The organism is Corynebacterium sp. PCR 32 (assembly GCF_037464985.1).
In the GTDB taxonomy this organism is placed as follows: domain Bacteria; phylum Actinomycetota; class Actinomycetes; order Mycobacteriales; family Mycobacteriaceae; genus Corynebacterium; species Corynebacterium kroppenstedtii_D.
Genome location: NZ_JBAHVL010000006.1, coordinates 69,547 through 92,210, shown reverse-complemented (window position 1 = coordinate 92,210; position 22,664 = coordinate 69,547). Strand labels below are relative to the sequence as shown.

At 56.9% G+C, this 22,664-nt stretch carries 18 protein-coding genes; 7 read left to right on the top strand and 11 right to left on the bottom strand.

Features of this window, described 5'->3' with window-relative positions; all coding sequences use genetic code 11:
• Positions 1 to 50: 50 nt before the first annotated feature.
• Positions 51 to 743 (bottom strand): carbonic anhydrase, encoded by a 693-nt coding sequence (locus tag V5S80_RS08290; protein ID WP_395170301.1) that lies wholly within the window; start codon positions 741 to 743, stop codon positions 51 to 53.
• Positions 744 to 772: 29 nt separating this feature from the next.
• On the opposite strand from V5S80_RS08290, the gene V5S80_RS08285 reads away from it, so the two are divergent.
• Complete coding sequence (locus tag V5S80_RS08285) at positions 773 to 1,852, top strand: A/G-specific adenine glycosylase (RefSeq protein WP_395170300.1); 1,080 nt, start codon at positions 773 to 775, stop codon at positions 1,850 to 1,852.
• A gap of 87 nt (positions 1,853 to 1,939) precedes the next feature.
• Here the strand turns inward: V5S80_RS08285 and V5S80_RS08280 are convergent, their stop codons facing one another.
• Both V5S80_RS08280 and V5S80_RS08275 read right to left on the bottom strand, forming a co-directional pair.
• Positions 1,940 to 4,657 (bottom strand): ATP-dependent Clp protease ATP-binding subunit, encoded by a 2,718-nt coding sequence (locus tag V5S80_RS08280; protein ID WP_395170299.1) that lies wholly within the window; start codon positions 4,655 to 4,657, stop codon positions 1,940 to 1,942.
• Positions 4,658 to 4,976: 319 nt separating this feature from the next.
• Positions 4,977 to 5,141, bottom strand: a complete 165-nt coding sequence (locus V5S80_RS08275; RefSeq protein WP_395170298.1) for a hypothetical protein — start codon at positions 5,139 to 5,141, stop codon at positions 4,977 to 4,979.
• A 52-nt stretch (positions 5,142 to 5,193) separates the two neighbouring features.
• On the opposite strand from V5S80_RS08275, the gene V5S80_RS08270 reads away from it, so the two are divergent.
• Together V5S80_RS08270 and V5S80_RS08265 are read left to right on the top strand one after the other, a co-directional pair.
• Entirely contained in the window at positions 5,194 to 6,009 is an 816-nt protein-coding gene (locus V5S80_RS08270; RefSeq protein ID WP_395170297.1) for an SDR family NAD(P)-dependent oxidoreductase, read from the top strand.
• Positions 6,010 to 6,077: 68 nt separating this feature from the next.
• Positions 6,078 to 6,749: a tRNA (cytidine(34)-2'-O)-methyltransferase gene (locus V5S80_RS08265; RefSeq protein ID WP_395170296.1), complete on the top strand. Its 672-nt coding sequence runs from the start codon at positions 6,078 to 6,080 to the stop codon at positions 6,747 to 6,749.
• 37 nt (positions 6,750 to 6,786) lie between these two features.
• Here the strand turns inward: V5S80_RS08265 and V5S80_RS08260 are convergent, their stop codons facing one another.
• Entirely contained in the window at positions 6,787 to 10,029 is a 3,243-nt protein-coding gene (locus V5S80_RS08260; RefSeq protein ID WP_395170295.1) for an error-prone DNA polymerase, read from the bottom strand.
• 276 nt (positions 10,030 to 10,305) lie between these two features.
• Here V5S80_RS08260 and V5S80_RS08255 point away from each other — a divergent pair, with 276 nt between their 5' ends.
• From V5S80_RS08255 to V5S80_RS08245, 3 genes are read left to right on the top strand one after another with little or no spacing between them, the layout of a single operon-like run.
• Positions 10,306 to 11,196, top strand: a complete 891-nt coding sequence (locus V5S80_RS08255) for a MetQ/NlpA family ABC transporter substrate-binding protein (protein ID WP_395170294.1) — start codon at positions 10,306 to 10,308, stop codon at positions 11,194 to 11,196.
• Positions 11,196 to 12,407 carry a methionine ABC transporter ATP-binding protein gene (locus V5S80_RS08250; protein WP_395170293.1) on the top strand — a complete coding sequence of 404 codons (1,212 nt, stop codon included), beginning with the start codon at positions 11,196 to 11,198 and terminating at the stop codon, positions 12,405 to 12,407. Before V5S80_RS08255 ends, V5S80_RS08250 begins: the two co-directional genes overlap by 1 nt.
• A 53-nt stretch (positions 12,408 to 12,460) precedes the next feature.
• Positions 12,461 to 13,138 (top strand): methionine ABC transporter permease, encoded by a 678-nt coding sequence (locus V5S80_RS08245; protein ID WP_395170358.1) that lies wholly within the window; start codon positions 12,461 to 12,463, stop codon positions 13,136 to 13,138.
• Positions 13,139 to 13,228: 90 nt separating this feature from the next.
• Here V5S80_RS08245 and V5S80_RS08240 read toward each other — a convergent pair whose 3' ends face one another.
• The 3 genes from V5S80_RS08240 to V5S80_RS08230 are packed head-to-tail and all read right to left on the bottom strand — an operon-like array spanning position 13,229 to position 16,936.
• Positions 13,229 to 14,407: a sucrase ferredoxin gene (locus V5S80_RS08240; RefSeq protein WP_395170292.1), complete on the bottom strand. Its 1,179-nt coding sequence runs from the start codon at positions 14,405 to 14,407 to the stop codon at positions 13,229 to 13,231.
• A gap of 46 nt (positions 14,408 to 14,453) precedes the next feature.
• Positions 14,454 to 16,109, bottom strand: a complete 1,656-nt coding sequence (locus V5S80_RS08235) for a Y-family DNA polymerase (RefSeq protein WP_395170291.1) — start codon at positions 16,107 to 16,109, stop codon at positions 14,454 to 14,456.
• A 2-nt stretch (positions 16,110 to 16,111) separates the two neighbouring features.
• On the bottom strand, positions 16,112 to 16,936 hold the full coding sequence (locus V5S80_RS08230) for a hypothetical protein (RefSeq protein WP_395170290.1): 825 nt from the start codon (positions 16,934 to 16,936) through the stop codon (positions 16,112 to 16,114).
• A gap of 188 nt (positions 16,937 to 17,124) precedes the next feature.
• On the opposite strand from V5S80_RS08230, the gene V5S80_RS08225 reads away from it, so the two are divergent.
• Complete coding sequence (locus tag V5S80_RS08225) at positions 17,125 to 17,592, top strand: hypothetical protein (protein WP_395170289.1); 468 nt, start codon at positions 17,125 to 17,127, stop codon at positions 17,590 to 17,592.
• 15 nt (positions 17,593 to 17,607) lie between these two features.
• Here the strand turns inward: V5S80_RS08225 and guaA are convergent, their stop codons facing one another.
• The 4 genes from guaA to V5S80_RS08205 form a co-directional block, all read right to left on the bottom strand.
• Positions 17,608 to 19,182 (bottom strand): glutamine-hydrolyzing GMP synthase, encoded by a 1,575-nt coding sequence (gene guaA / locus V5S80_RS08220; protein ID WP_395170288.1) that lies wholly within the window; start codon positions 19,180 to 19,182, stop codon positions 17,608 to 17,610.
• Positions 19,183 to 19,343: 161 nt separating this feature from the next.
• On the bottom strand, positions 19,344 to 21,452 hold the full coding sequence (locus V5S80_RS08215; protein WP_395170287.1) for an FtsX-like permease family protein: 2,109 nt from the start codon (positions 21,450 to 21,452) through the stop codon (positions 19,344 to 19,346).
• 3 nt (positions 21,453 to 21,455) lie between these two features.
• Entirely contained in the window at positions 21,456 to 22,136 is a 681-nt protein-coding gene (locus V5S80_RS08210; protein WP_395170286.1) for an ABC transporter ATP-binding protein, read from the bottom strand.
• Positions 22,133 to 22,636 carry a PadR family transcriptional regulator gene (locus V5S80_RS08205; RefSeq protein WP_395170285.1) on the bottom strand — a complete coding sequence of 168 codons (504 nt, stop codon included), beginning with the start codon at positions 22,634 to 22,636 and terminating at the stop codon, positions 22,133 to 22,135. The genes V5S80_RS08210 and V5S80_RS08205 overlap by 4 nt, the downstream gene beginning before the upstream one ends.
• Between the last annotated feature and the right edge of the window lie 28 nt (positions 22,637 to 22,664).

Genomic DNA, 22,664 nt, shown 5'->3' with positions numbered 1-22,664 from the left:
CTGCAGAAAAGTAGGCGGCGTGTCCCCTCCGAAGAGCGCAGGATTAGTTCTCACTGCCCCTCGCCCTGGATCGCACTACCGCGTGCGGTCACTACCTCTACCTCACCGTTTTTTAACAGGTACCGCAGACCGACAACGCCGATGGTGCCATCGTCCAGTTTCGTTATAATCTCAGGGCTCCGGCCGACAATATGATCCACAATCGAGCGCACATGCTGCTTCTCATAATCATCCGTGGTGAAATGCCCCTGGGCGCGAGCAACCATCACTGACGGCGCCACTTTCTCCACCAGAACACGTTGAAACGTTTCTGACACACCGCCTTGTGACATTGCCTCCGATGCTGCTTTCACAGCGCCACAACTCTCATGGCCGAGGACCACCACGAGGGAAACACCCAACCCCTCCACAGCGAATTCCAACGACGCCAACACAGACATGTCAACGATCTCCCCGGCAGTGCGGATCACAAACACGTCGCCAAACCCTTGGTCAAACAATAATTCAACAGGAACACGAGAATCGGAGCATGCCAATACCACAGCTTTTGGCGCCTGCCCCTGCGTTAAACTGGACCAGTGTTGCCGGTCCTGGTTCGGCCGTAATGCTCTTCCTTGAACAAAACGATCGTTTCCATCCAATAAATCGTGCAACACCGAGGCCGGAGTGCGGCTCTTCCCGGACGCGGTGGAGGCCGCGTCCGGGGTCAGTCCATGGTCCGGGCCGGGCGATAGTGCCGTCATGAGAAACCTCCGGTCTACAATGATCCGCGATGTTTATTGGCCACTCAACGTCTTTTCTTGTCGACGAGCTTAATGACTGGTTTATTCTGACCGGACGTCACCTCCCCTGGCGCGACCCCCACTGCTCCGCATGGGGGGTTCTCCTCAGCGAAGTGATGAGCCAACAGACACCCGTCGCCCGTGTGGAACCCGCCTGGCGTGAGTGGGTGGATCGATGGCCAACGCCCACCGATTTCGCCCGCGCCGGACGCGATGATGTCCTCCGCGCCTGGGGGCGACTTGGCTATCCACGACGCGCACTCCGTCTACATGACTGTGCACGAACGATCGTCGAGACGCATTCTGGGAGAGTGCCTGATACCGTACCGGAGTTACTGAACCTACCCGGTATTGGCGAATACACCGCCCGCGCCGTGGCGTGTTTCGCTTACGGGTGGGCTGTTCCCGTGGTAGATACCAATATTCGCCGTGTGATCGCCCGCGCTGTTCACGGCAAGTACTTACAAGGACCAGCTCGGAGAGCAGATCTTGACGACATGCGTGATCTCATGCCCGTATCGGATGAACAGGCAGATGTCTCCGTGGGGGCCATGATCCAGCGTGTCCGCGAGTCAATTAATGTGGCCACACCGACTTCCCGAGAACAATCCGCTCTGTCACCAACACCACAGGCGGAGACGGGAACGCTCATCAAGGTGGCTGGCGTTGGCCTGGGTCATATCAGTAATGAGCAGTTCACAGATGTGGAACGATCGGCAGTGTTTGCTGCGTCAATGATGGAACTTGGGGCTCTAGTGTGCACCTCACGGGCCGCGCGGTGTGATCACTGTCCCCTGATCCGCAGCTGCGCGTGGCGATTAGCAGGATGCCCAGAGCCGACGGAGACAGAGCGCACCGCTGTGGCACGCCGGGTTCAGAAGTTTGAGGGCACGGACCGGCAGGTTCGCGGTGCCATTATGAAAGTTCTCCGCGACGCACCTGGCCCTGTCGATCGCGGCGCTATTGCGCATGCGTCGAAGGACGACAAGCAGCTCATGCGGGCTCTTCAGTCCCTGATCGACGATGGCCTCGTGGTTGAACGGGGCGAACACGTGGGGCTCCCGCAGTAGCGGAAGCCCCGTACCCTCAGCGGATTTTTGGGCGCCGGGGGTGGTACTCACGTCCTCACAGTCGATTCTGCTGGACCCTCATGCGGGTTATTCAGATTCGGGCTGCGCAGCACTGGTGCCTGAACCGGGGTCTGTAGAATCAGAGCTGCCGGTGGAGAAGTAAGAGGAAGAATATTCCATCGGCACGATCGTGTCAGAGTCGTCCGAGGCATCCTCCGCCTCTTTCTTGTGGTCTTCCACACTGGCGTCCCCTGCGCCCAGGACAGCGCCCGGTGTGGTGGATGTGGAGAACGTAAACGTTGCGTCGGCCCCTTTACCTTCGCCATCCCAGTTCTCAACATCAACCGTGACCAACTCACCGGCGGCAACTTCGCCGTAGAGGATCTTCTCTGACAGTTGATCTTCGATCTCCCGCTGGATGGTGCGGCGAAGCGGGCGGGCGCCCAGTACGGGGTCAAACCCGCGCTTGGCGAGTAGGCGCTTTGCCGTGTCCGTGAGTTCGATATCCATATCTTTGGCGCGAAGTGCAGTCGCTACACGACTAATCAGGAGGTCAACCATCTGAATGATCTGATCCTGAGTGAGTTGGTGGAAGACAACAATGTCGTCAATACGGTTGAGGAACTCAGGGCGGAAGTGCTTCTTCAGCTCATCGTTGACTTTCGTCTTCATGCGCTCATAGCGGCCCTGTTCATCGGTCTCACCGACACCAGAGAAGCCCATCCCCACAGCCTTGGAGATATCTCCCGTACCCAGGTTTGAGGTGAAGATGAGGACGGTGTTCTTGAAATCGACTACACGGCCCTGACCATCAGTCAGACGGCCATCCTCCAGAACCTGCAACAAGGTGTTGTAGATCTCGTTATTGGCCTTTTCAATCTCATCGAAGAGCACCACCGAGAACGGCTTGCGGCGCACCTTCTCAGTCAACTGGCCACCCTCTTCATAACCGACGTATCCGGGAGGGGCACCGAACAGGCGTGATGCCGTGAACTTATCGTGGAACTCAGACATGTCGATCTGAATCAAGGCATCGTCCTCGCCGAAGAGGAACTGAGCAAGCGCCTTGGACAGCTCTGTCTTACCAACACCAGACGGGCCCGCGAAAATGAACGATCCGGAGGGGCGACGCGGGTCTTTCAGCCCAGCGCGAGTACGGCGGATAGCTCGGGATACAGACTTGACAGCATCTTCTTGACCGATGATGCGCTTGTGGAGTTCGTCCTCCATGTGCAACAAACGATCGGACTCTTCTTCGGTGAGTTTGAAGACGGGGATGCCAGTCCAATGGGCCAGCACTTCCGCGATCTGTTCTTCACCGACTTCCGCAACATCGTCGAGTTCACCGGAGCGCCACTGGCGTTCTTTCTCTTCGCGTTCCTCACCCAGTTTGCGTTCTTGATCACGCAGACCAGCGGCTTTTTCGAAATCTTGGTCATCGATGGCTGCTTCTTTGTGCTTGCGGATCTTCGCGATTTCCTCATCGACCTTGCGGAGGGACTCGGGTGCTGTCATCCGTTTGATGCGCATCCGCGCACCGGCTTCGTCGATAAGGTCAACGGCCTTATCAGGCAAAAAGCGGTCATTGATGTAACGATCCGACAGGGAGGCTGCGGCGACAAGAGCGCCGTCGGTAATCGACACGTGGTGGTGTGCCTCGTATTTCGGGCGAAGGCCCTTCAAAATGTCCACCGATAATTCCACTGACGGTTCAGGGACCTGGACAGGCTGGAAACGTCGCTCCAGTGCAGCATCTTTTTCAATGTGCTTACGATATTCGTCCAGCGTGGTCGCACCAATGGTTTGGAGCTCGCCGCGAGCCAACTTCGGTTTCAACAGGGATGCCGCATCGATCGCTCCCTCAGCGGCGCCGGCGCCAACAATAGTGTGGATCTCGTCGATAAAGAGGATGATGTCACCGCGCTGGTTAATTTCCTTAAGAACCTTCTTGAGGCGCTCCTCGAAATCACCACGGTACCGGGACCCCGCCACCAAGGACCCCATATCCAGCGAATAGAGCTGTTTATCCTTCAGGATCTCGGGAACTTTACCGTTCACGATATCCAGGGCAAGGCCCTCAACGACCGCAGTTTTACCGACACCCGGCTCCCCAATGAGGACAGGGTTGTTCTTCGTGCGGCGGCTCAGGACCTGCATAATCCGCTCGATTTCTTTCTCACGGCCAACCACCGGATCAAGTTTGCCATCCTTCGCGGCCTGCGTGAGGTTCCGCCCGAATTGGTCGAGCACCAAGGAATTGGACTTATGGCCGGAATCACCACCAGAGGAGCGACCTAACGTTGCCGAGCCCACGCCAGCTCCTGCAGGCTCACCGGAGCCTGACTCCTGAGAATCGTCGCCTTGGCCTTCGTAACCTGACAACAACTGAATAACTTGCTGGCGCACACGAGGAAGATCGGCACCCAACTTCACGAGCACCTGAGCAGCGACACCCTCGCCTTCACGGATGAGGCCGAGCAAAATATGCTCAGTACCAATGTACTTATGCCCTAATTGCAAAGCCTCCCGCAAAGACAGCTCCAGGACTTTCTTCGCGCGCGGAGTAAAAGGAATATATCCACTCGGCGGCTGCGACCCCTTGCCAATGATATCTTCTACTTCGCTGCGGACAGCGTCACGGGAAATTCCCATCGACTCGAGAGCCTTCGCAGCGACACCCTCGCCTTCACGGATGAGGCCGAGCAGAACGTGCTCAGTACCGATGTAGTTGTGGTTAAGGGCTCTAGCCTCTTCCTGAGCTAGCACAACCACACGACGGGCGCGGTCGGTGAACCTCTCAAACATGTACTGTCCTTCGCGTTGAAAAAACTACATTCTCGACGACTGCCTGGACTGGAATGATCCCCAGCGGCATATGTTTTTCACACCACTGTAACGGCTGCGCCAGGCATGAACGTCCCCATCTCATGGATTACTCGCCCTCCCACAGGTCTAAAACCACCACACGCCACCTATTCCAATTCCTTTCGTACTGGTCACAACCCTTTTCTGTGAGAAGTCAGCGTGGCGTACGCCGGCAGCGAACACGGCGAAAAAGTACGAAAATTCACCTCATTGTTGACGACTCCGAGACGACTATGACTGCATAGCTCGTCCCTGCTGGCTAAAGTATCCGAGAACCTAACGTATACAACAGCACTACTGACAACAGGAAGCGAACACCAATGATGAAGAAAACCTCATCATCCTCCCACTCCACGGGGACTACACCTTCCACCACCTCGACAGCGGCAGGAAACCACCACCATGACCGGTGCCAACCTCCCACACTGTCACCAGGAGTGCGACACGATCCCAGTGCCACAGCATCATCCGTGAACGTGGCATCACACGCTGGTCAGAGCGCCATCGATACCGAACCGCACGGGTATATTTCTATCGATCTCAGCGGACGGACAGCCGTCGTCACTGGTGGCGCTGGCGGAATCGGTGCAGCGGCGGCGCGCGCCTTAGCAGCGTCGGGGGCTCATGTCGTCGTGGCAGACTTACTGGGACAAGGTACCGACGGAACAGTGGATGCAATCCATGAGCTTGGTGGTTCCGCCGAAGTATGGGATGTCGATTTACGTGACCACGAACTGCTAGCAGAGATGACCTTAGACTGCGATATTTTGGTGAACTGTGCAGGTTCCCACGTCATTGCGCATATCGAGGATTACGAACCAGCCGATTGGGATCGCATTATCGACACCATGCTTACCGCCCCCTTCTTACTCACCCGCGCAGCACTTCCCCACATGTACAAAAACGAGTGGGGTCGCATTGTGAATGTGTGTAGCGTGCACGGACTGCGCGGCTCCGAAGGACGCGTCGCCTATACCGCAGCAATGCACGGCCTGGAGGGACTCACCAAGGTCACTGCCATTGAAGGCGGCCCCCATGGTGTGACCGCAAACTGTGTTAACCCCGGTTTCACCAGGACCGCACAGATACAAAAGCAAATTCGACAGCAAGCTGCACTCCACTGGCTCCCCGAAGACGAAGTTGTAGAGAAAGTACTTTTGAGCCGAAACTCAATCAAAGAAATGACAACTGTTGACGAAGTCGCTGCACAAATTATTTGGTTGTGCTCAGACTATGCTCGTCTCATCACAGGTTCTAGTCTGTCTATCGATGGCGGCGTGACCGCCAGTTAGGTGTGGACGGTGGGCCATCACCGTCATTGCCCCCTACATACAGTGAGTAAGAAGTGAGTACAATCCCCATGACGTCTGGGCATGACCCACAATCGCAACGCCACCGCGCCCATGGATTAGCACGCGCATTAGGTGACGACACGATCCGTAACCCCAACCCGGCCCTCCACATTGTGTTTGACCAGCCCGTCATCCCCCCGAACACAGGCAATGCGATCCGCATGTGCGCAGGCGTAGGGGCACATCTTCACTTGTGTGAACCCTTGGGTTTCACTCTGGAAGAAAAAAATTTGCGACGAGCCGGGTTGGACTACCACGACCTTGCAGACGTGACTCTCCACCCCAGCCTCGATCAGTGTTTAGCCAGCTTAGGTGCAGCGCCGGCAGATCGGCGCGCAGAGATTACTTCTTCAGCTGGCTCAGGTGGTAGCTCAGTGGATCGGCATGCGCATGGACACACGGGTGAGACGGTGGGCGGAGATCTGGAGGGGCCCCGTGTCTATGCGTTCACCTCGAATACGTCAGTGCGCGTGGATAGAGTTCGTTATCGCTGGGGTGACATCCTCCTTTTCGGGTGTGAGCCGACGGGTTTGAGTGATGACGCGCTCTCCGATCCTCGAATTACTAGTCGGGTGCGGATCCCCATGCTGCCGGGACGGCGATCCATGAATTTATCGAATGCGGCAGCCGTGGCCGCCTATGAAGCCTGGCGCCAGTTCGATTACGCAGGCGGGGAATAATGGCGGGCACTGGCTACGGGCACTGTGAGGTTCGCGGTCAGCGGAAGTCCCGTGATGGGCCAGCAAGAACAGTGCCACCCAGCGTGGTGTCAAGTGATTCAATACGGTCGGCGACAACAGTGACCGCCCCGGACGCGTTGTGAACAATTCCCCGTATAGCAACCATGCGTGAGGTGTGGGCAACATTTTTATAACGCACCCAGCACCCTGGGGACACCACAATATTCACAAGCCCTGTCTCATCCTCCACGCCGAGGAAAACCACGCCTCCTGCTGTTCTAGGGCGCTGCCGGTGTGTCACTATTCCCGCGACAGTAATACGTGTGGAGTCCTCACATGAGGCTAACTGCCCCACAGTGAGAATGCCTGCACTATCCACATAGCGCCGCAGCAATTCCACAGGGTGACGATCAGCCGTGACACCGGTCGCCGCAATATCAGCAGCAGCAAGCTCAAAGGCACTCATGCCGGGCAAAGCGGGCGCTGAAATCTCACTCATCCCTGGGAGCATGCCGGGGCGTTCATGGGCAGCACAACCAGCCGCCCACAGTGCCTCACGTCGCTCAATCCCCATACTTCCAAGCGCTCCCGCCGCAGCGAGTGCCTCCACCTGCGACACGCTAATCCCAGCCCGGCGAGACAGATCAGCGATGCGTTTGTATGGGCCGCCTTCACGTCGCGCCTGAACGACTGCCTCAGCGCCGTGGACGCCTAGGCCGTGGACGGTGCTGAGTCCAAGCCGCATGCTGTTGGCGATGCCGGGGGCAAGGTCGGGGTTGGTGGTGGCGTCGGCGTGGACGTCGGAGTGGTTGACGTCGATGGGGAGGATGGTGACACCGTGGCGTCGGGCATCGGCAATAAGTGACTGTGGCGAGTAGAACCCCATGGGCTGGGCACGGAGTAGTGCGACACAGAATTCTGCCGGGTAGTAGTGCTTGAACCATGCGGAGAAGTAGACGATTGATGCGAAGGATTGTGCGTGGGATTCGGGAAATCCATAGGCGGCGAAAGCAATGATTTTCTTCCATAATGTGGCGATGGTGGTGTCATCCATGGAATGTTTGTCACGACAGCCTTGGGTGAAGCGAGCGCGGAGTCGCTCCATTGTTGTGGCGGAGCGTGTGGATCCCATTGCTCGTCGGAGAGTGTCGGCTTCGACGGGGGTGAAACCTGCCGCATCAACGGCGACCCGCATCACTTGTTCTTGGAACAGCGGTACTCCCAGTGTTTTTGCCAATGCCTCTTTGAGGCAGGTGTGGTCGTAGGTGATTTTTTCTTCCCCGTTTCGACGTCGAATGTAGGGGTGGACAGAGCCGCCTTGGATGGGGCCTGGCCGGATGAGGGCAACTTGAACGACAAGGTCATAGAATTCGCGTGGCTTGAGGCGTGGAAGGGCGGATAGTTGGGCACGGGACTCGACCTGGAAAACGCCGACGGCGTCGCCGCGGGCAAGCATTGCGTAGATAGCGGGGTCATCAAAACCTAGTTGCCATAGTTCCACGGTGTGTCGGCGGTGGTCGCTGACCTGGTCGATGGCGTGATGAAGGGCTTCTAGCATGCCGAGTCCGAGAAGATCGAACTTGACGAGCCCGCCGCTGGCTGCGTCGTCTTTATCCCACTGGATGATGGAGCGTTGTTCCATTCGTGCCCATTCGACCGGGACGACGTCGGCAATAGGGCGGTCGCAGATCACCATCCCACCAGAGTGTATTCCTAGGTGGCGTGGTTGTCCGTGGAGTTGGTCAGCGAGTGTGACTACGTTGTTGGGAGCATCGTTGAGACCACGAGTCCATGCGTCGATATGGCCGGGTGAGTGCCCTAATGCTCGGGCAGCATCGCGGAGCGCGCCGCGGCGTCGATATGTGATGACGTTGGCGACTTGGGCAGCTTTTTCTCGGCCGTATTTGTCGTAGCAGTATTGGATGACTTCTTCGCGTCGGCCAGACTCAATGTCTAGGTCTATATCGGGAGGTCCTTCTCGCTCGGGGCTGAGGAATCGTTCAAAAAGCAGGTCAGCAGCAATGGGGTCTACATTGGTGATTCCGAGGGCAAAACACACCGCCGAGTTAGCCGATGATCCCCTCCCCTGTGCCAAGATATTGGCGTGCTGACAAAAATCAACTAGGTCTGTCACGATGAGGAAGTATCCAGGAAAGTTCAGGTTTCCGATCACGCTCAGCTCGTGGTCAATCTGAGCCCACACGGCAGGATGAGTTTCTCTAGAGCCGTAGCGGACGGTGCCGCGTTCCTCCACAATATGGGCCAGCCAGGTCATTTCTGTGTGTCCCTCCGGGACTGGCCAGTCGGGAAGGTCTGGCGTAATGGTTGTCAGGGGGAAGGCGCAATCGCGGGCCACAGTGCATGTGTTCATCGTGAGTTCTGGATGGTCAGGGTTGAACATCTCTGCGCCACTGCGCAGGTACGTTCCACCGAGAGGGTGTGTGTAAGGGTCCGCGTCCTCTATATTTTTTCGATACCGCAGTGCCGTTTTCGCTCCTGCTAAACGGCCATTTTTCGGGCGGGCTGCCACAGCAGCAGACGAACATACCGCAGCGAGTCCCAGACGATCAGCAGCTTCGAGTTGTTCTTCATGACGATCTGCATCATCGGGGGTGAGAAGGTAGTCAAGTTCCACAACAACCTGTGGGAAGTGTTTTATCAGTTCCTCTAGGTGTGGAGTCCATGAGTGGTCTGCCAGGACAATCCAGTGGTTGCCACCATACTGAGCTAGGTCCTCCAGCGGCGGATAGTGCACGATGTTTTTCTTCCCCGTACACATATGCGCTTGAGAAATCATTCGGGATAGGCGTCGATATCCCTCCGCACCGCGACACAGTACGGTGAGGATCTTCTCGTTCCCCGATGCTGTAGTGGGCGGTGATAACGTCAGTTCTGCGCCGAACACCGTGGCTATTCCGGAATCAGCTGCAGCCTCCGCGAATTGAACAGCGCCATACAATCCATCACGATCGACCAGGGCAAGTGCCTCTAAACCTAGCTCAGCTGCAACCTCCACCATCTCTGCTGGTGACGAGGCGCCTCGCAAAAAGGAATAAGTCGAACATGCGTGCAATTCAGCGTAGGGAACATAATCACGCCCATCAAGTGTCGTGTTTGCTCCTCTTTTTCGGGACGTTATAGGTGGTGACCCTTTCGACTTTTGAGAAGGATCTGCCGATAATGGCTTATTTTTCAGTAAGTGTGGTGGGTCAGCTGGCTGGTTATCTGTTCCTGACAGGATGCGTTCTAGTCGCGACCATGTCAGCGGTTTACCATTCATTGATCCTTGAGCTGTTACCCACTCCACACCAACAAAATAGCACTCATGTTCGAGTGTGGCGAATGGTTACCATCTCTACATAACAAGGGCAGCCCCTTCGCCTGGTGTCAATGGATTTCCATATCCCCCCACAAGAAGGCAGAATGAATCTCAACTTTTAGACAGCTTGGTCTATGATGTGGAGCGCCAGGGACCACACTTACACAGACCCGCCCACACATGGCAGACAGTGGCATAGCATCACGACAATGACACGACTGAAGGGACACAACCATCATGGCTACATCATTACGACGCCTCAGCACTCTCATCCTCACATCCGGCCTCACACTTGCCGGAGCAACCGCCTGCCATCCACCAGGGCACGGCGGCGGTGGAGCTAACACCATAACCATCGGCACCACAGATTCATCGAAAACCGCATGGAGGGTCTTCCGCCAGGAAGCAGAAAAACACGGTATCCACTTAGACGTCCAAGATTTCTCGGACTACAACACCCCCAATACCGCACTTAGCGAAGGCGTCCTAGATGTCAATTTGTTCCAGCACATCAAGTTTTTAGCCTCGTATAATGTCGAATCACAATCGAATCTTGTTCCCGTGGGCGCTACAGAAATCGTTCCCCTCGCCCTGTTCTATAAAGGACATAAAAATCTCAAAGATCTTCACAACGGAACATCCATCGCCATTCCCAATGACAGCACTAACCAAGGCCGCGCTCTTCACCTTCTCGAAGCGCAACACTTGATCACACTGAAGAAATCACATCTTCTCAACCCCACACCGGCAGATATTGACCAATCCCGGTCAACAGTGCGCGTAACCCCTGTCGATGCTGCTCAAACAGCGACAGCATGGGGCGAAGGCACTCCGGCCGTCGTGAATAACACATATTTGCTTCGCGCCGGAATTGACCCGAAGACCGCATTAGCAACTGATGACCCCAAGGCTGATAGCGCCAAACCATATATCAACGTCCTTGCTACACGACCAGAAAAGAAGGACAACGAAAACATCAAGAAGTTGGTGAAAATCTGGCACAGCGCCCCCGTCCAAAAAGCAAACGCGGAGGACTCAAAAGGTACCTCTGTTTCTGTGGATCTCCCCGCCCATGAGCTCGAAGACATTGTGAAGGATACCGAGAAGAAAACACGGGAGGAATCCTAATGTCGTCAATCCGAACCGAGAATTCCTCCAGCTCCACAACACCACGCGAGCCTCACCCCATGCAGAAACGCTCCACGCGCACCCCAGCTACATCAACAGAAGCAATACCAGAGTCAGCCGAGTGGGGAATCTCCGGCAACGATGCTTCCCCTCTGACATTTACTGACCGCCCCACCAACCATGGCACCCGGGTGGAGTTTCGTGATGTCACAAAAACGTTCACTCAAGGCAAGCGGACAACAACCGCCCTCGACAGCATCTCCCTGACCATCGAACCCGGCGAAATCTTGGGCGTTATCGGTTATTCCGGCGCAGGTAAATCCACCCTGGTCCGCATGATCAACGGTTTAGATAAGCCAACCTCGGGATCTATCACACTGGATAACACCACGATAACGGATTTGCCGGAACGGAAACTTCGCCGCCTCCGCAAACATATCGGCATGATTTTTCAGCAGTTCAACCTTATGAATTCGCGGACCGCCGCAGGCAATATTGAGTACCCGTTAGCGCTAGCCAAGATGCCTCGTACACACAGGGCGAAGCGTGTGAAAGAGCTGTTGGACTTCGTCGGTTTGGGTGATAAGGGCAAGAACTATCCTGAACAACTGTCAGGTGGGCAGAAGCAGCGTGTGGGTATTGCTCGTGCACTGGCAACTGATCCGTCCCTTCTCCTTGCCGACGAAGCCACCTCCGCTCTTGATCCTGAGACCACACAGGATGTCCTGGATTTGCTGCACAAGGTGAACCGGGAGCTTGGTATCACCATCGTCGTCATTACACATGAGATGGAGGTTGTGCGCTCTATCGCTGATCGTGTCGCGGTGATGGAGAACGGCAGTGTTGTTGAGTATGGCCCAGTACATGAGATCTTCTCGCACCCACGCGAGGACGTGACCAAGCGTTTCGTGGCGACGGCTCTGCGTGATACGCCGGAAGGCCGGGAGCGTGAGTCGTTACTGACTGACATCAGCCATCACCAGGGTGAGAGGCTAGTCACTGTTCGTGTCGATGACGGGCGTGACCTCAGCCCAGCATTTGCTTTGGCTGCCGATAGGCATGTGAGTGTCGGGTTTGTCCACGGTGCTGTGAATAACATTCAGGAGCATTCATTTGGGCGGCTCACGGTGAAACTGACTGGTTCGGCGGATGATGTCGAGGCGGTTGTGGCCGAACTTGGCGGTTTAACTGAGTGTGAGGAGATCAACTAATGGTGGGCACAGCTTTGCTTCTTGCCGACGCCCTGGGTTCGACACCGCGTGAGGTGGTTCTTGCTGTGGGAGCGACGGATTGGTCTAACGTAAAACCGATGATGGTGACGGCGTTGTGGACGACGTTGTGGATGGTTGGTTGGACAATTCTCCTTGGCGGGTTATTCGGTTTGATCTTGGGGGTGTTGTTGTATGCGTCGCGGTCGTCAGGTGTGTTGGCGAATAAGCCGTTGTATTGGACTCTGAATATTCTGGTGAACATCATTCGCCCGATTCCGTTCATTATTTTGATTGCAGCGGTGGGCCCCCTAACAAAATCGGTGATGGGGACGACGATTGGCACTGAAGCTGCCGCGTTTGTCATGGTGATCGCTGCGACGTTTGCTGTGGCGCGCATTGTGGAGCAGAACTTGGTGAGTGTTGACCCGGGGGTGGTGGAGGCTGCTCGAGCGATGGGAGCGTCACCACTAAAGATTCTGTGGAGCGTTGTGATCCGTGAGGCGTTGGGCCCGTTGATTTTGGGTTACACATTTATTTTTATCGCAATTGTTGATATGTCTGCAATGGCTGGATACATCGGCGGCGGCGGTTTGGGTGATTTTGCGATTACGTATGGCTACCGGGCATTCGATTGGAATGTCACATTGGTGGCGACGATCGTGATTATTGTTCTGGTGCAGGTCACTCAGCTGGTAGGTAATTCACTTGCGCGACTAGTCATGCGCCGATAGGTGTTGGTCAGCTGACTACTCCCCGTGTACACACAGGCCCGGCGCGCGTCATGCGCGTGTGGGCCTGGTCTTTTTAGTATGGTGGGGATCTCAGGGATAGACCTGGATGGTCCTCCATGCCATCCAGGTTTTTCCGTCTTTCGGGGGCGTCCCACACGATGCCATTACTTTCCCCGCAGGTACATGCGCCAACTGGACAGCCCATTTATCCCCGCGTGGTGTTGTCACCGTCCGCCACGTCGTCGTCAGCTCTGATGTCGTCAACTCCGCGCTGGCCAGCTCTTTTTCTTCTGTGGACACAGCCCAACGTTCGTCCGTCGGGAACAGCCCTGAGCGGTCAGTGGCACGGGACAATGTGGAGGGGCTGGCAGGCTCGGGAACACCCTGGTGCGCGACAGCGTCGTGTTCATCAGCTGTTGTTTCTGTGACAACGAGGCTACCAACGGGGACAGTATGCGCCCCCAGTGCCTGTGCTACTGCAATTTCGGCTGCTTGCCCTGGCGCATCCCAACATCCGCGACCACGTAGGCCGGTGAGGTACATCTTTCCTTGTGCACTAACAGTGACGGCGTCGACGGCTTGAGCAGTGGAGAGCCGCCCATAGGAGTATCCCCAGGGGAGAAGGATCATGGTAGGTGCGAAGCGGTGGCCTTTGGCATGGGATGTTTCCCAGACTTCGTCACCAAAGAAGCACGATTGCATACCAGCTGCGAGGGGTCGTCCTTTGATTGCGCAGCAGCGATCTCTCTTCCCGTGTGTACAAACAAGCATGATGGGGTGATCGACGCGTACAACGTCGCGTGGTGGGAGTGTGCATGTACCCCACGTGCCATCAGCGAGTGCGGGAATGTCGAGTGAGAGGAGGTCCTCAATGCCGGAGATACGTGTGGTGTAGCAGGTGCCATGGTCTGTTCGAGCTATGTAGAGTTTTCGCTCGTCCCGATATTGCCCTGCTCGGCCGGGTTTTCTGATGAATTGCATCGAGGCACAGTTGTCTTTGAGGACCCGTGCGAGAGGCGCTGCGAGTTCTCCGAGGACATCGTCGTCCATGATGTCGTGGCCCCACCCGCTGAGGTGTTCCACGGCTAGGAAGAGTGTCATCGGTTTGGCTGTGCCAGGGAGATCCTCATCACTGAATTCTGAGCACCGCGTGGACATCCATGCGTCATCACTGTGTCGGCCTGAACTCATCATGTCCGTGACCTGCTGATGTGAATTGGCCGTACCCGTGGGTGTGTCTTCTTTCGTGGTTGTCTCCTCTGGCGCCATAGGGGTTGAGGATACCCGCTTACCATGAGGTTTTTCACCATGTCTTTTACCGATAGGCGCCTTCAATCCTCCACGTCTGTCCCCGGCAGATCAGCAGAAGACCGCTGGGCTGATTTGTTGTTATTTGTAGCCGAGCGAAGCGGTGACCTTCTGCCCACCAGTGGTCATCGACCGGCCAGGGGCCAGCCCATCCTGTGACGTCATACTGCTTATTCCCCCATGCCACGCGCGCGGGCTGTGCGCTGAGACATGACCGGCCAGTGACAAAAATGCCGTCGCCATTCTCGTCAAGGAGGCAGACACCACCGGCGGGATGGGCGGTACATGGCCCCCGCTCAACGCAGGTACTCACGGGGATGGGGGCTGGAAATTGCCCCGGCCAGGCATATGTACTGCTGGGGAGTTCCGGGGCTGATTCCCCCACGGGAACAAGAGCAATGCGATCCCCAGGCCCCCTCCCGCCTTGTAGAACGGGTGTGCATACACGGTCTGGCCCCACCATTGTTTGCACGCGAGCTAACGCTGCATGCGCAGCATGATCCTCTTTGGCATCCCACAAACCCCGCAACGCGGTGCTGGTCGTCTCAATGGGGTCGATAGAGAGTTCACACACCCCCACACTCAGCGGGGCATCGCCATCACCAGTATCATCCTCACCTTCTGTCCCTCCCTGTGTCCTGGCTGCATGTGTTACGAATCGGTGAAGCCACCCCTCCACTTGCCACCGCACCCGCTGGGCGATGGCATGTTCAGTCAGTTGATCAGTGCAGCGCCACACACGCTCCCATTCATGATCCCCTTCACGACTCCGGATGCACGCACGGATAGCCACCCTCTGGCATATCTGTCCTTGCTTCTCTAGGAGATCATGAAGATCCGCTGCCAAACGCCGGCCAATAAACGCCACCGTATCCGAGTGGCATTCTGGCGAGTCAAACCGATGCGCCACCACAAGGTCACTGGTGTTTTCTCGTGGAGCTAACGGCCGCACAGGGGCACCACGCGCTACCGTCCACCACCGCACTCCCTCGGCCCCAAAACGGGAGGAGACATCCCGACGCGGTAGAGCAGCCCACTCCCCCATCCGCGTCAGACCCATTTTCTCCAGGGTATTCACCAGTGCCTGCGGTTGGCCTAACGCTTCATCCTCACACAGGGCACGCAGTGGTAAACCAGCTAAGAAGTCAGCGTCACCACCGTCTGGGATAGTGATCCCCCGGCGGGCAGCAAACACCGCTGTCGGCAGTGTTCCCGCCGCACCTGCTACAACATCCACGCCCGGGCGAGCAACAGCATCAAGAATCATCGTGATTGCACGCTCTTCCGAACCGTAATATGTCACGAGAGGCGCGGATTTCACAGCAATGAGACCAGGGCGTAGAAGCTCAATACCAGCAGAGATGGAATCCACATCCGCCACAAAATCCTCAAAATATCGCGCATCACGATCATCATCGGCAGACACAATATGCATATTTGGGCATAACGATTGCGCCTGCCTCCGTTTCATCCCGCGACGAACCCCCGCTCGACGTGCATAGCGATCACACATGTACACACCACGGTGATCCACCAACGCCAAGGGGCCATCCGGGACATCCTTATCGCAGCGCGCGGCATGCACAGGGAAATCTGGAACCCAGAGAACAATTGTTCGATCATCCGGTGACATGCCCAGGTGGGAACGTGAGGAAGGCACCATTGTCATCCCCCAGCCTCCACCGCTTTCGCACCATGAGTGTCCCCCTCGCTATACGAATGACGATGAACTGCCGGACAGTGATGGCGAACCGGATGGATAAACGACCCCACACCCATATGCCACTGCCCCCGCCGGGGAGGACGATAACGATCAGCCACCTGCACGTCGACACTCATGCCACGAATACGCCCCTGGCCACAGCCCAAGCCTCGGAAAGCACTCACCGTAGCGTCGATACGCAACGAGACACCCGGCCACCGCACACCACACACAAGGAGGGCACAGCGCGATGACCGCACACGGCTCATCACTGGCCGCACCGACGAGGGAGGAACATCCACCCAGCAGTGCCCGCAATACACCACAAGATCCATCCCCTCACATAGAACACCCAGTACACTGAGAGGATCCGGGAGGTTGTTAGCCACATCACTTGTCACATCCGGCAGTTCGATAATGGAGACGAACGATAAATCGCCTCCCGCATCCGCTACCGCTGCCCAGAACATATCGTTACGCCCGACGACGGCAACATGCTCTCCAGCAGCACTCGCCTGGGCAATAATCTGCACCAGCACCGTGGGGCAATCCGTCATCGACGTGGCCGCGCCACGCGGAAGGCCGCCCAGCGCTGTCAACTCCCCCAGTGGCCCCTGAAGAGGAAGCGCCCGAGGCTCCTCCACTGGAGAAACACTCCGAGGCACTGACACCAAATGAGCCATACGCGAACGCAGAACCTCCACTTTTTCGCCATTCGACAGAGCGGACAAACCCTTACCCGCCGTCACCGCTGCATATGTCACCGTCATCACCCCTTTCACAGTCACCCTCTACGGAGCACTCCTCCAGCCGGCCATACAATCCAACTTCTTGACACATATCGTACTCATGTTCGAATCATAATGCACACAAGAAATCACCCACCAGAAAAGATCAAGAGACACCTTCAGGCTCTTAGCCCTCAACCACGACTCGGGACAAAAGCGGAAACACTCCACCTACTACCCTAAAGGCTATGGCTACCGACGACACCACACATAAAAAGACTCGACGCAGCAACACTCACGGAAATAAGCGAGCATTAGCGGACTTCGAACACCCCACCACAGTGTCTACCCCAACACTGGTGCGAATACCTGCGTCACTGTTGCTCGGCGGTGCCGTTGGCGTTATGGGATTTGCCATTGCCCCCATGCTCAAAGTAGTACTGCTCATCATCCTCGCAGGAGCAGCGCTACTCTTCATCAGCATCCACCCCTACCGACGCGACGTCAGCACCGCTTACACGCAGCGTTACGGCGAATACCGAACCAGCGTTAACCGGCTTATCCCCCTCTTCCCGGATTGGTTAGCCCTCATGGCGCTCCCGGCCATCCCCCTGCAAGGAGCGCTACTGGGCATCAGCGCTTTCGCCGTAGCCAGTATCTACAACTACATCGTATTCCCATGGATCGACGGAACTGCCTGCACACAGGAGCCATAACCACAGCCCCCGGCCTTACTCCCACTCGATCGTTCCCGGTGGCTTCGACGTGCAATCCAGTACAACACGGTTCACGTCAGGAACCTCATTCGTAATCCGCGTTGAGATCCTCTCGATCACGTCATACGGAAGACGAGTCCAATCCGCCGTCATCGCATCCTCCGACGACACAGGACGCAGCACAATCGGATGACCGTACGTTCGGCCATCGCCCTGCACACCCACAGACCTCACATCTGCCAGCAGGACGACAGGACATTGCCAAATAGAGTCATCCAACCCCGCCGCTGACAACTCATGGCGAGCAATCGCATCCGCCTGACGCAACGTCGCCAAGCGATCAGCAGTGACCTCACCAATAATGCGGATCCCCAGCCCTGGGCCAGGGAATGGCTGCCGCGACACAATCTCACTCGGCAAACCAAGCTCACGGCCCACCGCGCGAACCTCGTCTTTAAACAACAACCTCAGTGGCTCAACCAGCGTGAATTCAACATCGTCAGGCAAACCGCCCACATTGTGGTGGCTCTTAATATTCGCGGTGCCACTACCACCCCCAGACTCCACCACATCCGGATACAATGTGCCCTGCACTAAGAAATCAACACTCGACCCCTCCGGCGCATCAGCCAGAACACCAGCAACCGCACGCTCAAACGCGCGGATGAACTCATGCCCAATTGCTTTACGTTTTTTCTCCGGATCCGTCACACCTTCCAAGGCCGACAAGAATGCGTCATGCTCGTCAACAGTGACCAAGTTCGCACCCGTAGAAGCAACAAAGTCGTTTTCAACCTGCTCGCGCTCCCCCTTACGCAGCAGACCATGATCCACAAACACACAGGTCAAGCGATCACCAATCGCACGCTGCACCAACGCAGCCGCTACGGCAGAATCCACGCCACCAGACAGGGCACAAATAGCGCGACCCTCCGGGCCCACCTGCTCACGAACCTGCTCAATCAACTGATCGGCAATGTTCCCCGGTGTCCATGTCGGCTTCAGCCCGGCAATGTGCGTTAAGAAACGTTCCAAAACTTTCTGCCCCTCGGGCGAATGCATAACCTCCGGGTGATACTGCACACCAGCCATGTGGCGATCGACATTCTCAAAAGCAGCAACCGGAGCCCCCACTGAACGGCCCGTGACAACGAAGCCCTCAGGAGCCTCTGACACTGCATCACCATGGCTCATCCACACATCATTTACTGAGCCATCATGCAACACACCGCCATCGCCGACGATCGACATCGCCGTTCGACCATATTCACGATCACCCGTGTGCGCGACAACTCCCCCCAACGCGTGCGTCATCGCCTGAAAGCCATAACAAATACCGAACACTGGAATACCCAAATCCAGCACCGAAGGATCAAAAACAGGTGCATCATCAGCATAAACACTGGACGGGCCCCCGGAAAGGATCAGGGCAGCTGGGTTCTTCGCCTTAATATCCTCCGCAGACGCTGTGTGCGGAATAACCTCGGAATACAGACGAGCCTCACGCACACGTCGCGCAATCAGCTGGGCGTACTGTGCACCAAAATCGACGACAAGAACAGGAGACGGGGTTTGTTGCTGTTCACTCACGCACACGACTCTACCGTGTCACCCAGACAAACCTCGACACTGCTCGACGGTCCCACTGATGTCAATGCCAGCACCATGAGCCCACACCGTGGCCACGAGTATCCCGTGCCTTTCGTCGCCACGAGTGGTCAAGGGGCAGGCGACGACCATCGCATCCATAACTACCGCCGCCGCAAGTGTTTCCTATGAGAGACAGCAGCAGTTGCTCCACCACTAGCCCATCCCAGCAGCGGTACTACGATGATCAGCACCAGCCACAGTAACCATGGGATCGTCATCGGCGCTATGGACGACATTGTGAAATAGCTTATCAAGCTGGCAACAAAACCGGACACCACCCCGATGAGGGCGATAAGAAGAGACTGCATGGCCGAGATTCGGGCCAGCAGACGCTGCGGAGCACCAACAGTCCACATGGTGGAAAGATCAGTGCGTGTCTCACCCACAGAGAGCACAGCGAGCAGGATCATCACCACCAGGCACGAGACCGAAAGCATGATGAGTGGAATGAGGTAGTGATTCCAGAGGCGGTCGACACGATCAGGGAGGAAAGAAACACTGATGAAGTTATGGCTCGCGTGTCGTGCCATGAACTCCTGGCGTAGGGTAAGGCTCCGCTCCGGGAAGAACAGAACATGATCCAGGTAAATGCGCCGCCTCTTGCGCTCCTTAACAGTTTTCGCCTCGTACTGGGGTTCCTCAAGCTGGGCATCATGTGCAAAAACCTGGTTGTTTTCCCATTTCTCAGCCTCAGCATCGCGATAACGCTGGTATTGTGACAGCTGAGCTGGGTCAATGACCACGGTATCCTTGTCAATATCCCTGTACACGTACATGGGTGGCACGCCGCCGAGAGCCTGCGAAAGCTCCCGGACTTCTTTTTCTATGGGTGCACTTTCGGCCGCATACACGTTCGCCGTGGCGGCAATAATGGGAGACGTGTCATCTTGCTTGTATTCGTACGGGCCACCCAGAGAAATCGTGCCAAGCACAAAACTCAAACCCAGTATTGCGGCAATAGCCGGGCCTGTGCGATGCACCTGCCGGAACAAATCACGCAAGGCCAAACGCAGAGACACCGGCCCCCAGGCCGATGACCGAGCAAGTAGCCATAGCAACGCCGGTGTGCTGCTCACTGCGCCGATACCAAAGATTCCGTATCCAACCGTCGCCCACCTGGATCCAAGGATTCCTAACAACAGGCCACACACAACAATCACGGGGCCGATAGCCATCGGCCAACGCCAGCGCAAGCGAACCTCTGTTGTGGGACGCGAGCGCGCGGCGCTCACCGCCGGAATCACAGCGGCAACCAGGGCGCAGAACAGTGACGAGCCGACGGTGAGAGCTAGGAGATCAAGGGGAGGCACCGTGCTTGTACCAGCAGCGCCATTAAAAAGGACAAGGAAACCCGCCACGCCGAGAACGAGACCGAGAACAATCCCCACGGCCGAGATTGCGAGAGCCTCCATATAGAGAACCCAACGCAACTGAGCGGGCACAGCACCGTTAATACTGAGCACGCGCATGGAATGCTGCTGCCTCCGAGCAGCCACCGCGAAGATGGGGGAGACCATGACCGCCAGCACAATGAGGGCGAGCAGGCCGAGGGACACCAGACTGGCGTTGTCGAAAGCACTGTGGCCCTGCACAGCGCTGAGCACCGGGGTGAGAGAACCCGGATGGGGGCCTGCAGCGGGATAAGCCTGCACGTCATCATTACGAAAGTCCAGGTTGGGGTTAGCGCTGGACCAACTCACGGGAGTCGGGAACTCAGCGGAAACAATCTTATCTACAGGCACAGAGAGCCGAAGTGAGGGTTGGTCATTGCCCAGCTTCATCGTCACCGTGCGCGGAGCCTGTTCCCACGGAGCCTGCACTTCAATGGTATTGCCTTCATGTATCCCCAGCACATGAGCCATATCCTGAGGAATAGTGAAGGTATCCGGGCCGTCAGAGACATATTTGGTACGGATGTAGGCAGTGGTGCTCCCAGAACGCACAGTGGCGAGAGTAGACTCTTCCGCCCTCAATTTCTCATCGGGGAATACCTTTCGGATGCGCTCCAGATCAGTGCCAGTCCCCTCCTGTGACAAAACAATGTCGGAACGGTGAAGATCAGCATAATTATGCTCGTTGTTCCCCATGAACCCCAGCAGTGTCACCACGGCAATGGGCAGGGTGAAAAAGAGCACCGCCACCACGGAACGCCACGGGTGCTTGACAATGTCCCTGCACGCAATGCGGGCGGGAATGATCACACTCGGCATCCTCTACTCCTCTCCCACCACAGCGCCATCGCGCAGGTAGATTGTGCGATCCGCCCATGCAGCGAAACGCGGCTCGTGAGTGACCAGCAAGCACCCTGCCCCGGCATCGACACGGCGGCGGATAATACTCAGGACGGCCTCGCCGGTGGCGGTGTCAAGAGCGCCAGTAGGTTCGTCGGCAAGCAGAAGTCCACGGTCGCCAATGAGCGCGCGGGCAATGGCAATACGTTGGGCCTGGCCTCCGGAGATCTCGGTGGGAAAACGATCCGCCAGACTGGACATTTCTAATTCATCGAGCGCCGCGAGAGCCTTCTTACGGGCTACTGCGCGCTTGGTGCCGCCAAGTTCCAGAGGCAGGGCGATATTCTCCGCAGCGGTGAGGGTGGGAATCAGGTTGAAGTTCTGAAATACGTAACCCACGTGAGTGCGGCGCAGCTCTGCGGCGGTCGCACGGCTGATATCCGCGGTGTTCACGCCCTGAATAAGCACACGCCCGGAGGTCGGGGTTTCCAGCGTGCCTGCCACGTTAAGCAGGGTGGACTTACCGGAACCTGAACGTCCGGTGATGGCTACCAGCTCTCCCGGCTCCAGAGTGAGGGAAACGGAATCGAGAGCCGTCACCGTGGCAAGGCCGTCTGTATATAGACGAGTGACATTGTCGAGTGTGAGAGCAGTGGGATTCATTGGGGTTCTCCTTGTTCCGGGTGGGCTTCGATGAGATCAATCCAGCGCAGCTCTGCCTCAAGGTCGAGGATCTGACGTTCACATAGCAGCCAACGCGCGCCGGGGGGCGTTTGGGCCTTGTCTCGGGTCAGCTCTCTGAGACGTTTCATCGTGGCTCGGCGTTGAGTATCGAGGAGCGTTATGAGATCAACGTCGTTGCTTAACGAGGCCATGGCCACCTTGATCGCCAGGGCATCGCGCTCATCCGCGATCTTGATTTCGGGTTCGTCCCACCACCGGCGCAGGGTTTCGCGTCCTGCAGGGGTGAGGGCGTATGCCTCGGGGGAATCTCCGGTTTTTTCCACCAGACCGTCGCGCTCGAGGCGTTTTGCGGTCTGGTAGACCTGCCCGACATTGATAGGCCAAGTGCCGGACGTGGATTCCTCGAAGAGGGTGCGTAATTGCCCCACGGGGCGAGGTTGCTCAGCTAAGAGGCTGAGCAGGGCATTCCTTATGCTCATGGGCTACCTCCTGGGTACTTACCGAGTA

What these genes read in the sequence shown, in the direction of transcription:
- V5S80_RS08285 (WP_395170300.1), top strand. Translation starts at nt 773, where the DNA reads ATGTTTATTGGCCACTCAACGTCTTTTCTTGTCGACGAGCTTAATGAC.
- V5S80_RS08280 (WP_395170299.1), bottom strand. Translation starts at nt 4,657, where the DNA reads ATGTTTGAGAGGTTCACCGACCGCGCCCGTCGTGTGGTTGTGCTAGCT.
- V5S80_RS08260 (WP_395170295.1), bottom strand. Translation starts at nt 10,029, where the DNA reads ATGAATGGTAAACCGCTGACATGGTCGCGACTAGAACGCATCCTGTCA.
- V5S80_RS08215 (WP_395170287.1), bottom strand. Translation starts at nt 21,452, where the DNA reads ATGCCGAGTGTGATCATTCCCGCCCGCATTGCGTGCAGGGACATTGTC.
- V5S80_RS08240 (WP_395170292.1), bottom strand. Translation starts at nt 14,407, where the DNA reads ATGGCGCCAGAGGAGACAACCACGAAAGAAGACACACCCACGGGTACG.
- V5S80_RS08255 (WP_395170294.1), top strand. Translation starts at nt 10,306, where the DNA reads ATGGCTACATCATTACGACGCCTCAGCACTCTCATCCTCACATCCGGC.
- V5S80_RS08250 (WP_395170293.1), top strand. Translation starts at nt 11,196, where the DNA reads ATGTCGTCAATCCGAACCGAGAATTCCTCCAGCTCCACAACACCACGC.
- V5S80_RS08235 (WP_395170291.1), bottom strand. Translation starts at nt 16,109, where the DNA reads ATGGTGCCTTCCTCACGTTCCCACCTGGGCATGTCACCGGATGATCGA.
- V5S80_RS08225 (WP_395170289.1), top strand. Translation starts at nt 17,125, where the DNA reads ATGGCTACCGACGACACCACACATAAAAAGACTCGACGCAGCAACACT.
- V5S80_RS08210 (WP_395170286.1), bottom strand. Translation starts at nt 22,136, where the DNA reads ATGAATCCCACTGCTCTCACACTCGACAATGTCACTCGTCTATATACA.
- V5S80_RS08290 (WP_395170301.1), bottom strand. Translation starts at nt 743, where the DNA reads ATGACGGCACTATCGCCCGGCCCGGACCATGGACTGACCCCGGACGCG.
- V5S80_RS08205 (WP_395170285.1), bottom strand. Translation starts at nt 22,636, where the DNA reads ATGAGCATAAGGAATGCCCTGCTCAGCCTCTTAGCTGAGCAACCTCGC.
- V5S80_RS08265 (WP_395170296.1), top strand. Translation starts at nt 6,078, where the DNA reads ATGACGTCTGGGCATGACCCACAATCGCAACGCCACCGCGCCCATGGA.